The sequence below is a fragment of the Candidatus Avoscillospira sp. LCP25S3_F1 genome (assembly GCF_052117125.1).
Lineage (GTDB): Bacteria > Bacillota > Clostridia > Oscillospirales > Oscillospiraceae > Avoscillospira_A.
The window spans coordinates 18,503-31,231 of record NZ_JBQKJT010000024.1 but is presented as its reverse complement, the minus strand read 5'-3'; the positions used below and the strand labels follow the sequence as shown (position 1 = coordinate 31,231).

Sequence of the window (12,729 nt, the reverse complement as noted above, 5' to 3'; positions counted from 1 at the left end):
GTGCTTCCTTTCGGAACTGTTGGAGCCGGAGGATATTCCCGCCTTACAGGAGTATCTGGGCTACTGCCTGATTCCATCCACCAAAGGACAGAAAATGCTTATGCTGATCGGCAAGGGCGGCGAGGGCAAAAGCCGCATCGGTGTGATGATGAACGCCATTTTCGGGCTCAACATGAATACCACTTCCATCCAGAAAGTAGAGAACAGTCGTTTTGCCAGAGCCGACCTGGAGGGCAAGCTGCTCATGCTGGACGATGATTTGGACATGAATGCCTTGACCAAGACCAACTATGTAAAATCCATCGTGACAGCAGAACTGCGGATGGATTTGGAACGGAAGAGAGAACAGAGCTATCAGGGGCTGCTTTATGTGCGTTTCCTCTGCTTTGGCAACGGGGCATTGACTGCACTTCATGACCGCAGCGATGGTTTCTTTCGCCGTCAGATCATTCTGACCACCAAAGATAAGCCTGTGGATCGGTTCGATGACCCGTTTCTTGCTGAGAAATTGATTGCCGAAAAAGAGGGAATCTTCCTCTGGATGCTGGAGGGATTGCGGCGGCTGATCGCCAATCACTATCACTTTACCATCAGCCAGAGAGCCAAGGACAATATCGCTTCCGCAGTTCGGGATGCCAACAACATTCTGGACTTTCTCGATTCTGAGGGTTATGTGGCATTCAAGGCCGATTATGAAGCCAGCACCAAAAATCTGTATGCAGCCTATAAGCGGTGGTGTGAGGACAACGCCGAAAACCCACTGTCACCAAAGAGCTTCGCAAACCAGCTCAGCCAGAATGCTGAACGCTACCATTTGGAGCCGGTCAACAATCTACACATCGGCGGTGGAAAACGGTGCCGGGGATATATGGGCATTTATGTTCTGCTCTCGCCTATGGAGTTGTAACGGAACATCAAAACTTTCTGTTCGTGCGTTCATGCGTTCCTAATCGGGTGCAGCCTTTGGAACGAAGGAACGCACGAACGCAAAAAATCGAAGCTCATTTTTATATTTGATAGCTCGGCTGGGCATTAAAATTGGCTATGCCCAATCAATGGTTGTGCAAACGGTGAAAAACACTACTATAAGTAGAACACAAATCATTATTTGGTGATTTACAGAACGATGATGGTGGTATGCGGGAAGGTGGCTATTTTCACGGTTTCGCTTGCAAGCCCACCTAATGGCAAAGTCAACGGGGTACTGTTGCGGACAGTTCTTCACAGGCGCAATCCTGAGTGACTTTTAAGACGCAATCAAGATTTATTGTACTGTGCAGCGTGTATGCTCCACGGTAAAACCATTTCATGAAAGAATGAGGTATTTTCTATGAAATCCAATTTGAGAAATGAAATCAAGTCATACATCGTGCGTTCCGGCTACACGATGCAGGAAGTCGTTGACCGGCTTTCTGAGGATTACGGTTGGAGCGACAGCGTTTCAAACCTGTCCAATAAGCTCCAGCGGGAGTCTCTGCGGTATGTAGAGGCGGTACAGCTTGCCGATGCCCTTGGCTATGACCTCGTATGGCAGAAACGGAGGGATAAATGATGCCCGCCGTTCTTACCCGCCGTATCTCCCGTCTCCATTGACAAATCCGCAGATTTGGAGATGGATGGCAGAGTGGATTTGCAAAATCTGCTCTGCCTGTGGGCGGCAGAATTGAAGCAATCAAGATTGCGGAGAGACTGTCGGTCACACCGCCTTTTGAGGATTTGGGTGCTACACACAAGCCTCTAAAGGCGGCAAGGCATCCGCAGATGCCGCATTCCCCCTCGGAGAGCCCACGGCACTTTGCAGCCCTTCGGGATGAAAGTGTCATAGTGGGTTATTACACTTCCCGCAGGAAGTGCATCCCCGTCCCCCAGCCGTCTGCCGCACAATGGAAAGGAGCTGATTTGTATGGCCAGAAATGACGGAATCGACCGCACCTTTGCCCGTAACCAGGACTTGCCCACGCTTGATGATGTGGCAAAGGTGCAGGAACACAATGAACGAGAAAAGGACAGCTACTCCAACCAGGATATTGATACTACCCAGACCTACCGGAATATTCACTTCAAGGCTCCCACCGGCAGCTATGCCGCTATGTTCGATCAGATGATTGCCGATGGGATTATCTCCATCCGTGGCCTGAAAGCCGATGCGGTGAAATACGGGGAACTGATTTTTGATGTGAATTCCGCTTACTTCCACAACCACGGTGGATACGAGTATGCCAAGCAATTCTACACCGACGCATACAAAGCTGCCGTAGAGATCGTGGGCGGTGAGCAGTATATCCTCTCTGCCGTCATGCACGCAGATGAACGCAACCGGGCCATGTCGGAAGCTCTGGGGCAGGATGTATACCACTACCACCTTCATGTGGTCTATGTCCCGGTGGTGGAAAAACAGATTCTCTGGTCGAAGCGGTGCAAGGATAAGTCCCTTGTGGGTACAGTCAAGGAAACGATCATGCAGGTCAGCCGCAGCAAAAAGTGGGAGTCAAAAGTTGCTCTGGATGAACAGGGCAATCCGCTTCTGACCGCCAAGGGCAAGAAAGTCCTGCGAACATCGTACAGTGTCCTGCAAGACGATTTCTTCAACTATATGAAAGCTGCCGGATATACCGATGTGGAGCGTGGAGAGCGTGGCAGCACTGAAGAACATCTGACTGTGACCCAGTTCAAGGTGGCACAGGAGCAGCAGCGTCTGGAAGATGTGACCGCCCAAATCGCTCAGACAGAACAGGCGCTGGACACCGCACAGGCTGCCGTTGAGAAAAAGCACAAGGAGCTGCAATCCCTGCAAAAGCAGGCCAAAGAACAGCGTACTGCCGCCCTGACGGTACAGGAAATCCGCTCCATGGGGAAAAAGACGATCACCGGCAACATCACTCTGACCCCATCCGAGTGCAGTACACTCAAGGATTATGCGGTCAACGGGATTCTTGCCAAGGCGGAAAACAGCCGTTTGGAAGAAAAACTGCAAAGCGCACAAAAAAGTGCCGCTGTCTGGAAACAGCGATATGAGTCGCTGAAAGAACAGGCGCGGCCCTATCTGGAAGCTGTCAAGCTCGCACCCGAGAAGGTGCGGGCTTTTATTGACGCCATTTTAACCCGGACCCGGCAAACAAGGCAGCACGATCAACCTTCCCGCCGCAAATCGCAAGATATGGAACTTTAACAGAAAGGAATTTTTGCTTATGACCAATCTGACAACAAAACTCAATAAGCTGATGCTCGATGATTCTCCTTCGGAAAAGCTGATTAACGCTTGTGCTGAAATCGATATTGAATCCTGCTTTGACCCGATTTTTGAACCGCCGATTGATTTTCTGGAAGAATGCCGGAAACGCTGGGAAAACCTAATGAATCCTTTTACAGGTACGGTAGAACGAAAAATCGGAAATACCTGGTATCTGCTGGAGACTGTATGTGACGGAAATGAGCCGCTTACCCACAAGGTAAAACGGCTCATTTTCTCGGATAAGGAGGCGCTTTGTTCATGACACAGACTCAAATTCATGCTACAATATCACCATGCACACCGATTCTGTCAGCTGACCCAACCGTAAAGGAGGACGCTATGTTGGATCAGCAGAAAATCACCATCCTGTACTGTCGCCTCAGCAATGAGGATGCGCTGGATGGAGAATCAAATTCGATACAGAATCAAAAAGAGTTTTTAACCCGGTACGCAGCCGAGCATGGCTACACCAACCTGAAAATTCTGGTGGATGACGGATATACGGGAACCAATTTTGACCGCCCCGGCGTGCAGGAAGGCTTTGCACTGGTTAAGCAGGGGCTTGTCGGTTGCTGGCTGGTCAAGGATCTTAGTAGGTTTGGCCGAGATTACCTGACCGTTGGACAGTACACGGACATCATTTTCCCCAGCTACGATGTGCGTTTTATCGCCGTCAATGATGGTGTGGACAGTGAACGGGGCGACAGCGACGGCTTTGCCGCTATCCGTAATTTGTTCAACGAATGGTATCCACGGGACACCAGCAAAAAAGTCCGAGTCGTATTCCGGCAGAAAGGCACCAGTGGAAAGCATCTGGGAAAACCGCCCTATGGTTATCGCACTGACCCTGCCGATAAAGACCATTGGATCATTGACGAGGATGCCGCCCCAGTAGTCAAGCGCATCTTTGACTTGGCTATTGACGGCAAGGGGCCGGAACAGATTGCCCGTATACTGGAGAAGGATAAGGTGTTGACTACCAAGGCGCTGTATGCCAAACAGTCGGAAGACCATCCTGACCCAAAAAAGCGTAAGAAAATGCCGGAGCGCCCTTACCATTGGATTGGTCAATCGGTTGCGGGTATTCTGGAACGGATGGAGTACACCGGCTGTACCTGCAATTTCAAGACCTATTCCAAGTCCTATAAGCTGAAGAAGCGGATTCCCAATGCCATCGAAGATATGTGTATCTTCCCTGATACGCAGGAAGCAATCGTTTCTCAGGCTCAGTGGGACAGGGTGCAGGAGTTGCGAAAAAACAAACGCCGTCCCACAAAAGCGGAACGGCAGGGATTGTTCTCTGGGCTTCTGTTCTGTCCTGATTGCGGGAATAAGCTGCACTTTGCTACCTGCAAAAGCTTTGACGGCAAGCAAGACCATTATGTATGCTCCAGCTACAAAAGTGGTCGAGGCACCTGTTCTGCCCACTATATCCGTGAAGATGTACTGCGGGAACTGGTGCTGGAGCGCATCCGTACGGTCAATGCCTATATCCGGCAGGATGTGGAAGGCTTTCAGGAAGAATGGCTGCAATGCCGCCGTTCCGATCAGGAACGCAATATCCGTGAGGATCGGAAGCGAGTGGAGCAGGCCAAGAAACGGCTGGCTGACTTGGATGTTCTTCTGTCCCGACTTTATGAGGATTTTGTCCTGGGCGATCTGAGTAAGGAGCGGTATAAGAAAATGACCGCCGATTACGAGGCAGAGCAGGAGCGGTTAAAACTCGAAATTGAAGTGACGGAAGAATGGCTGGAAACGCAGGAAACCATGAGTGCAGATGTGGATGCCTTTGTAGCCCTGACACAGAAGTATGTGGATGTGCCGGAATTGACACCTACGATAGTCAATGAGTATATCAAGAAAATTGAGGTGTTTCCACCGGACAAATCCAGCGGCAAGCGGGTACAGAAGGTAAAAATCTATTTCAACTTCGTGGATGATGTAGAGATTCCTGTGATTTCCGAGCCTGTTGTTGCGAAATCTACCCCTGGACGCAGAAAAACGGCGTGACCATTACGGTCACACCGTTCTCTGCCCCTCGCAAAGCTAAATAGTACCTTATCACTATTAAGCCTTGCGGCTTCGGGGTTTTCCGGTGCGATATCTTTTTTGGTCGCACAATGTGGAACATCCAAACACTATAGATGCCACTGCTTTTCACCGCTTCACAAACTTCCTGCTTATTATATTGGAATCCACGGAAGATCATTCCCCGCTATGAGCCTCCAGAGCTTCGATTCGGTGATCCTGCGTCAGAATCTCCATCTGGCTGATAGCGATGGCATTGAGCTTTGCCAGCCGCTCGGCCTGAGACATTCCCTCGTTGATGAACACAGCATTCAGGTTTTCCAGATTGGACAGACAGACCAGCTGAGAGACATTGGCATAGTCGCGGATATTCCCTTTCAGATCGGGATGGCTGTCCCGCCACTGCTTTGCGGTCATACCGAACAGAGCCATGTTCAACACATCGGCTTCACTGGCATACACCATGGAGACCTGCTTTGCGGAAAGCTCCGGCGGAATCAGATTCTCCTTGATGGCATCCGTATGGATGCGGTAGTTGATCTTGGCCAGGTTTCGCTTGATGTCCCAGCCAAGTTGCTTCATTTCCTCGGTCTTGAGCCGCTCAAACTCCTTGACCAGATACAGCTTGAATTCAACAGAAATCCAGGAGGCAAACTCAAAGGCAATCTCTTTGTGTGCATAAGTGCCGCCGTATCGACCAGCTTTTGAGACGATGCCGATAGCGCCAGTTGCCTCCACCCACTTTTGGGGAGTCATCACAAAACTGTTCAGACCGGCCTGACTCCTAAACGCATCGAATTCGACACGGTTAAATTCCGGGTTGTAAAGGGACTCCCAAACACCGAGAAACTCAATCGTATTCCGATTGCGAAGCCAGTTTTGAATGATGTATCGGGGGTTGTCACTGTCCTTGAGCTTGGCAATGTCCGTCAAGCTGATAAAGTCATCCCGGCTGGAATTCCATTGTACACTGATCTCAGTTCCCCTGACAACCAGTTTTTCCACGCACTTACACCTCCTTGTTGATTATTTTTTGAAGAAGTCCCTGACAGCCTTCCTCCACATCCCGCCAGGTCGCATCGAAATCGCCGGTGTACCACGGATCGGCTACCTCGCCGGGACGGTTGGTAAAGTCCATCAGCAGATGCATCTTATCGGCAAAATCGCCGCCGCAGATCTGGTACATACTCCGCAGGTTGGCATGATCCATGCCAATCAGGAGGTCGTATTTCTCGTAGTCGCTGTTCAGTAATTGGCGTGCTCTCTTGCCGGAGCAATCGATACCATGCTCGGACAGCTTGCGGCGAGCCGGCGGATACACTGGATTGCCGATCTCCTCGGTACTTGTGGCTGCTGACTCGATCTGAATGCTCTGCTCCAGACCGGCTTTCTTCACCAGATCCTTCATAATGAACTCTGCCATCGGGCTTCTGCAAATGTTGCCGTGGCAGAGGAAAAGTATCTTGATCATGCTTTGAACACTCCAATTTGCTATCTTCGCATTCAGTATAGCACGGAACCTTTGATTCGTCGAGGATGACTTCCAGATGGGCCTCTGCCGCAATCTTTTTCTGGAGATCAGCCTTTGACCACCCAAATTGCCAGGCAGCGCGCAAGTACCAGCGCCGTTCTTCCAGATTCAGGTCTGCTTCGAGAATGACTACATTCTGTGTCCAACCGATTTCCATGGCCATTCTCAGCAGATCAGGTTTCTGGCTATACATCCGATAGAAATCCCGCATCCGGCGCAGATTACGCGGAGAGAAGCCGGAAACATCCTGATAACGACTTTTCAGATATTCGGCTGCTGCGACAGCCGCGCCTTTTTCCGGACGGGCGCAGATCAAGCGACCCAACTCTCGATACAGTTCCATCTGCGAAATATTCGCAGTTACGACTGCATCCATGGCTTCAAACATGGAGCTGTAATCGATATTTTTCCGAATATTCATGTCTCCTCCTCTTCCGCAAAATCTGTCTGAACGTGGAACAGCTCGTTTTCCAAAGGGAAATCCAACATATTATAGATTAAAATGCCGCATTGTCTAGCATATAGGATGGTATTCCGGGTCCCTCCGGGCTTCCCATTATATGCGGCTATGACCATCGCCGCATGAGATACCATCCATTCATTTCGCCGTTGAAAACATCCCCGGTCATATCTTCGGCTGATTGCAACCTTGTAGTCTGCCTGGGACGCAACCAACGCATATAAATCTCTCCATTGCAAACTCCATCGTTTTTCAAAACCTATGAACGGCGTTGCACAAATCAGCCTTATTTCAGGATGATGCCTTTTCTTCTGGAGTACCGTTGTTCCTGCCCAAAGGTCAACGCCACGGGCCATGCCGCAAATAAATGTTTCAATGCCTTGACTAATTGCCAGGTCAATTGCACCATCTAGTTTTTCTCGAATCATTTCTTCAGGTATTCCCAGCTTCTCCGGCCTATGGCCCGTGAAACAGCACCTTTTCAAGCGTTTCTTTGCTTCCAATCCAACCATTTTACTACCACCTTTATACTCTTAGTTGTCGGGTAAATACAGTTTAACATAACGGTATTTACCCGACAAGTTAAAGGTATCGTATGCCCTAATTGTCGGGTAGACTGGTATGGAAAAGGTGGTCGATAAAATGGATGTTCTGGAAAAGCTGCGAACCCTATTGAATGAACGCGGCTGGAGCGAATATCGCCTTGCACAAAAGGCCGGACTGAATGAGTCTACAATTTCAAACATCTACCGCAGAAATACGGTTCCAACGATTGCAACGCTAAAGGCTGTCTGTGATGCATTTGGCATTACATTATCGCAATTTTTTGCAGACAATGACTCGGATATGGTAGAAGTGACTCCGGAGCTAAAAGAACTCCTGGACGCATGGGGTCCTCTGACGCCGGAGCAGCGTGCCGTTATTTTACAGGTCGCAAAATCATACCACACAAAGTAAAAAGAACTGGGGATGGAGGCAACTCCACACCCGGTTCTTTGTTGCTTATTGTCAACCAATCTAAAGAGCAGCACAGGACTTTTCTTGTGCTGCTCTTTGGATTGCTAAATTGTCTGCACCATATGCTAACAGAGCTGTGCATCTCCGTCATGAATGATTCTGTTTTGGATCTATCATATTCTGGTCGATCTGAACACCACCCCGGAGGTATACTGTGATTTTATCAGCCGAATGAACTCTAACAGTATCCACAAGTTGTCGGATTAGGGTTTCGTCCCACTGGTAGATATGGCAGGATGCCTGTTCCATCGCAGTCGCTGCATCCTCTATACGCTGTACAGCCTGAGCATTGGTTTTTTGATATTCCAAAATATGGGCACGTTGCTCTTTCAGGGTGGCCGCCTCATTCATAATTGCTTTTAACTGTTCTGTGTATGCAGCGGTATTCTCTGTTCGGGCGACTTCCGCCACCAAATTCCGCGTCTGGTCATTCAGTTCACGTAACCTCTGTTCAATATCTGCTAAACTCATGCTTTTACCGGGTACTGGTATCAATTCCATTTCCATTGCCGAGGTAATCTGTTGGATCAGCTTGTCCTTTTGACTCATAACAGAGTTAATAGCGGTAAGGATCGACCGCTGTAGTATCTCCTCATCCAGCGTAGGCGAGTTGTGGCAGTATTTTGTCCCATAGTCCAGGCGGCTGACACAGCGCCACACCACGCGCCTTTTTCCCCGTTTGGACCACGTACACCGGCGGTAGAGCGTTCCGCATTCACCGCAGACCAGCCGTTCTGAGAGCGCATATTTGCTGGCGTAGGATGCCCTTCCGGTTGGCGCGTTCTTTTTGGATGGACTTTTCCCAGCGTTGCGTCTGGCCAGTTCCGCCTGTGCTGCATCGAAAGTCTTACGTTCCACAATCCCCTCATGGTGATTCTGCACAAGATACATAGGCAGTTGCCCTGTATTGCGGATGACCTTGCGGTTGATGCAGTCGCTGACATAGGTTTTCTGTAGCAGAACATCTCCGCAATATTTTTCGTTAGTTAGAATACCCCGGATAGCCGAAATGGTCCAGTGTAAGCTCCCAGTGACGTTCGGAATCTGTTCTGCCTCCAGTCGCTCCTGTATCATTCGAAAGCTGGCCCCCGCCAGATATTGATCATATATGGATCGCACCACTACTGCTTGTTCCTCGATTATCTCTGGCTTCCCATCCTTTCCCTTTTTGTAGGCATACAGCCGATCATATTGAATGATAGCCCTGCCCGCTCTCATGGCCTGCCGTTTGCCCCAGCGGACATTGGCGCTGATGCTTTCGCTCTCCGCCTGCGCGAAAGCCCCCAGCATGGTAATGAGGATTTCACTGTCTGCTTCCAGCGTATTGATGTTCTCTTTTTCGAAGATCACCGCGACACCCAGTTCTCGCAGCGCACGTATGTAGTGCAAGCAATCTACGGTGTTTCTAGCAAATCGGGAGATGGACTTGGTCAGAACAATGTCAATCTTTTTCTGTCTACACATTCGGATCATTTTCAGAAATTCCGGCCTTTTCCGAGCCGATGTTCCTGTGATGCCTTCATCCGCAAAGATTCCAGCCATGGTCCAGTCCTGGTTGGTCATAATCTTATCGGTGTAATAGTTCTTCTGAGCTTCGTAGCTGGTAAGCTGCTCCTCGTCATCAGTGGAAACTCGGCAATATGCTGCAACGCGGAGCTGTCGTTGAATAGACTGCTGCTCTGTTGTTCGTGGTTTTGCAGGAATGGTGATAACTTTGGGCAGACTTTCTCTCATACTGCTGTACTCCTTCCGATTATCTGATTATTTTTCAACCGAATATCCAGTGTGCCATCACCATGGCATTCGATAGCTGCTACCACGCTTTGCAGCAATTCCGCATTCAGTTCTTCCATACGTTGGTATCTGCTAAGCACTCGGCGCAGTCGGATGGTTTCGTACTGACTAGGGCCGATGGCGTTGTAACGAGCTGCGGCAATCGTCCGGATCAGTCTTCTAGCCTCCTCCTCATTAACCGGCTGGCAATGCATTACCTCGTCCAATTCCCGTTGTAATTCCCACTCTGCAACCTGACTTGTGTATGTTGGTTCCGGCAGTCGGATCTGCTCCGGTGCACGAATCAGTTTGTTGAGCAGCTCCAGCACCTGACGTTCCATCTGTTTTGTGACGGTCTGGCCGCTGAGCTGGCGCAGTATCTTTTGGGCCGCTGTCTGCTGTACCGTGGCTTTTTTTGCGCCGCGTTTTCTTTGCACCTGCTCCAGATCATTCGCCTGAATGATCGCCGGGTAGCCTCCTGCACCAGTATAGCGCCGATCCTCCAGAATCCGGGCGACCATGTTTTTGTTCCACAGTTTTCCCTCGTCGTAGGGGATCGGCTGGTCACGTAATTCTGCGGTCAGAGTGCTGAATGTGGCGCCGGAACGGTACTGCCAGAAAATATGCTGCACCAGCTCTGCTTCCGCCGGATGCGAGACGATCTCACCCATCACCATTTGGTAGCCGAAGGGCTGTTTTCGGTTGCCCATTACCGTCTCGTCCTTTCTATGGTTTCCTCCAGCTCCAGCCCGTTTTTGAGGCGGAATCGAATTCGCTCGTTGCTTTCCACGATGATTTTGTCAACGAGTTCCCCAAACAGCTCTGCGTCGAAGTCTTCCAGGAAGTCTGTTCCGACCTCCAGGATCTCTAGGAGTTCCTGGGTCTGGGAGATGGTGTCATCGCCATCGGCGGCCAGAAGGCGTTCCTTTTGCAACTTTAATTCTCGGAGCTGTTCGGCCAGCTCATTGCTCTGAGATATAAAAATGTCAGGATCAATGAGGTCCCGCCGTTTCAGCGTGACCAGCATCTGATTTTGACCGGAAAGTTCGGATATTTGTTTGTTGAGTTCAACGACGTCCTGACTCCAGAGCATCCGACGATTATGAATGGTCCTGAGCGCACTCATCATATGTCCCAGAATCTGTTCGCTGTTGGTTTTCAGATTATAGTAGAGCCTGCAAAATGCTCTCTCCAACTGTGTTTCCGGAATCGGCGCAATGGCGCAGATCTTGCGGTTTTGCTCATGTCCCCGGCACACTCTGTATTGGCGTGTGTTTACCATTTTGCGTCTGAGATATCCGCCACAATTGCTGCATATCACCTTGCTTTGAAATGCAGACACGGTGTAATGCTCAGAGGGCTGCACAGATCGTTCCTGCAACAACTGCTGTGCCTTTTGGTACACCCATTTTTCGATAATGGCAGGATGTGTGTTTTCGGCATAATATCGATCTCGTTCCCCTTTATTGGGGCGCTCTTTTCTGGGGAGGGTGTCCGTCCGATATGTCTTTTGCCACAGAGAATCGCCAATGTATTTTTCATTCTTGAGGATCCGTGCAACCGCTTTATAGGTCCATACCCTTTCCGCCAGCACCGGGCAGGATTCTTTTTGCCCATTGAGCCATGATGCAATCTCTCTGGTACTTTCACCAGAAATATACCTGTTGAAGATTTGGCAGACAAAGATTGCTTGCTCTGAATGGATCACAATTTGGTCATTCTCCCTGGCATAGCCGAAAGCCATTGTGGTGGGAACAAATGTGCCGTTCTGCATACGCTTCTGAATGCTCCAGCGTATATTGCTGGAAATAGATTGGCTTTCTTCCTGTGCCAGAGAAGCAAATACGGCAGTCAACATTTCCCCTGAGATTTTACAGGTATCAATATTTTCTTTTTCAAAGCAGACACCGATACCCAGGGCCTTCAACTCTCGAATAACTTCCAGGCATTCCTTGGTGTTTCGGGCAAAGCGGGAGATGGATTTGACCAGCACCCGGTCGATGAGTCCGTGTCGGCAGTCCGTCAGGAGCCGCTGGAAGTCAGGCCGTTTTTCCGCTGAGGTGCCCGTGATGCCCTCATCTGCATATATATCCACCAAGCTCCAATTTTCCTTGCCAGCAATCAGGTCGGTATAGTACCGGTTCTGGGCTACAAAGGAGTTCTGTTGGTCCTCTGAGTCGGAGCTGACCCGGATATAGGCTGCCACCCTTAATTTGATCTTCTCCGACTTTTTAGCAGCCTCAATGGTAATGATGCGGTATTGTTTTTCCTGCAGCGCCGTGTTGCCGTTTGTCATTTGTTTTTCTGCCATGTTTACACACCTCCCAGAGCATCACAAACAGTACCACACTTCGCGCCACATAGCTATTCACCATATGTAATGAAAATCAGAGTGGAAAAATGATATCTACTCCTGTTTTATAGGCGATATGTGCCGCAATTTCAGTTGCTTCTCTCTTACTAAACTTTCCTGCTTTCACCAGTTGGCGCAGCAAAATGACAATTCCGCAATAGTCCAGATTACTCATAGGCCACCTCCTGCACAGTGTACCGAAAAATACGGCCAGAGTATCTGACCGCCTCCTCCGGAATCCAACTTTACTATCACAAAAATAGGGGCCACCCAACCTGATTGTGGAAGCTCTTGCTAGCGCAACTACATGACAGGTGACCCCCATTGCTTCTGAT

Annotated in this window: 13 protein-coding genes and 1 pseudogene; 6 read left to right on the top strand and 8 right to left on the bottom strand. The window is 49.7% G+C overall.

Annotation, left to right across the window (positions count from 1 at the left end):
• The 5 genes from ACTQ33_RS15245 to ACTQ33_RS15225 form a co-directional block, all read left to right on the top strand.
• The coding region (locus tag ACTQ33_RS15245) for a DNA primase family protein (RefSeq protein WP_441465388.1) at window positions 1–907 on the top strand (907 nt) is incomplete at its 5' end.
• A gap of 423 nt (window positions 908–1,330) precedes the next feature.
• The gene (locus ACTQ33_RS15240; RefSeq protein WP_055080156.1) at window positions 1,331–1,552 is read left to right on the top strand and encodes an LLM class flavin-dependent oxidoreductase; all 222 of its coding nucleotides are present in this window, start codon (window positions 1,331–1,333) and stop codon (window positions 1,550–1,552) included.
• Window positions 1,553–1,903: 351 nt separating this feature from the next.
• Entirely contained in the window at window positions 1,904–3,169 is a 1,266-nt protein-coding gene (locus tag ACTQ33_RS15235; protein ID WP_441465387.1) for a plasmid recombination protein, read from the top strand.
• A 19-nt stretch (window positions 3,170–3,188) separates the two neighbouring features.
• The gene (locus ACTQ33_RS15230; RefSeq protein WP_040212687.1) at window positions 3,189–3,494 is read left to right on the top strand and encodes a hypothetical protein; all 306 of its coding nucleotides are present in this window, start codon (window positions 3,189–3,191) and stop codon (window positions 3,492–3,494) included.
• On the top strand, window positions 3,491–5,242 hold the full coding sequence (locus ACTQ33_RS15225; protein ID WP_441465386.1) for a DUF4368 domain-containing protein: 1,752 nt from the start codon (window positions 3,491–3,493) through the stop codon (window positions 5,240–5,242). Before ACTQ33_RS15230 ends, ACTQ33_RS15225 begins: the two co-directional genes overlap by 4 nt.
• A gap of 195 nt (window positions 5,243–5,437) precedes the next feature.
• Here the strand turns inward: ACTQ33_RS15225 and ACTQ33_RS15220 are convergent, their stop codons facing one another.
• The 4 genes and pseudogenes from ACTQ33_RS15220 to ACTQ33_RS15205 form a co-directional block, all read right to left on the bottom strand.
• Window positions 5,438–6,265, bottom strand: coding sequence for a KilA-N domain-containing protein (locus tag ACTQ33_RS15220; RefSeq protein ID WP_441465385.1), 828 nt, complete (start codon window positions 6,263–6,265; stop codon window positions 5,438–5,440).
• A gap of 4 nt (window positions 6,266–6,269) precedes the next feature.
• A complete protein-coding gene (locus tag ACTQ33_RS15215) occupies window positions 6,270–6,731 on the bottom strand; it encodes a low molecular weight protein-tyrosine-phosphatase (protein ID WP_441465384.1) in 462 nt (153 codons plus the stop codon).
• An 88-nt stretch (window positions 6,732–6,819) separates the two neighbouring features.
• A pseudogene (locus ACTQ33_RS15210) lies at window positions 6,820–7,167 on the bottom strand (DUF1016 N-terminal domain-containing protein); the annotation flags it as partial.
• Window positions 7,168–7,208: 41 nt separating this feature from the next.
• Window positions 7,209–7,763: an SLOG family protein gene (locus tag ACTQ33_RS15205; RefSeq protein ID WP_441465383.1), complete on the bottom strand. Its 555-nt coding sequence runs from the start codon at window positions 7,761–7,763 to the stop codon at window positions 7,209–7,211.
• A gap of 109 nt (window positions 7,764–7,872) precedes the next feature.
• Between ACTQ33_RS15205 and ACTQ33_RS15200 the strand changes: the two genes are divergently transcribed.
• Window positions 7,873–8,208 carry a helix-turn-helix domain-containing protein gene (locus ACTQ33_RS15200; protein ID WP_441465382.1) on the top strand — a complete coding sequence of 112 codons (336 nt, stop codon included), beginning with the start codon at window positions 7,873–7,875 and terminating at the stop codon, window positions 8,206–8,208.
• A 147-nt stretch (window positions 8,209–8,355) separates the two neighbouring features.
• Here the strand turns inward: ACTQ33_RS15200 and ACTQ33_RS15195 are convergent, their stop codons facing one another.
• The 4 genes from ACTQ33_RS15195 to ACTQ33_RS15180 all read right to left on the bottom strand — a co-directional run bounded on the left by ACTQ33_RS15195 (window position 8,356) and on the right by ACTQ33_RS15180 (window position 12,569).
• Complete coding sequence (locus tag ACTQ33_RS15195; protein WP_441465381.1) at window positions 8,356–10,002, bottom strand: recombinase family protein; 1,647 nt, start codon at window positions 10,000–10,002, stop codon at window positions 8,356–8,358.
• The gene (locus ACTQ33_RS15190; RefSeq protein ID WP_441465380.1) at window positions 9,999–10,751 is read right to left on the bottom strand and encodes a recombinase family protein; all 753 of its coding nucleotides are present in this window, start codon (window positions 10,749–10,751) and stop codon (window positions 9,999–10,001) included. Before ACTQ33_RS15190 ends, ACTQ33_RS15195 begins: the two co-directional genes overlap by 4 nt.
• The gene (locus ACTQ33_RS15185) at window positions 10,751–12,352 is read right to left on the bottom strand and encodes a recombinase family protein (protein WP_441465379.1); all 1,602 of its coding nucleotides are present in this window, start codon (window positions 12,350–12,352) and stop codon (window positions 10,751–10,753) included. The genes ACTQ33_RS15190 and ACTQ33_RS15185 overlap by 1 nt, the downstream gene beginning before the upstream one ends.
• Before the next feature lie 76 nt (window positions 12,353–12,428).
• Window positions 12,429–12,569 carry a hypothetical protein gene (locus ACTQ33_RS15180; RefSeq protein ID WP_441465378.1) on the bottom strand — a complete coding sequence of 47 codons (141 nt, stop codon included), beginning with the start codon at window positions 12,567–12,569 and terminating at the stop codon, window positions 12,429–12,431.
• Window positions 12,570–12,729: the final 160 nt, after the last annotated feature.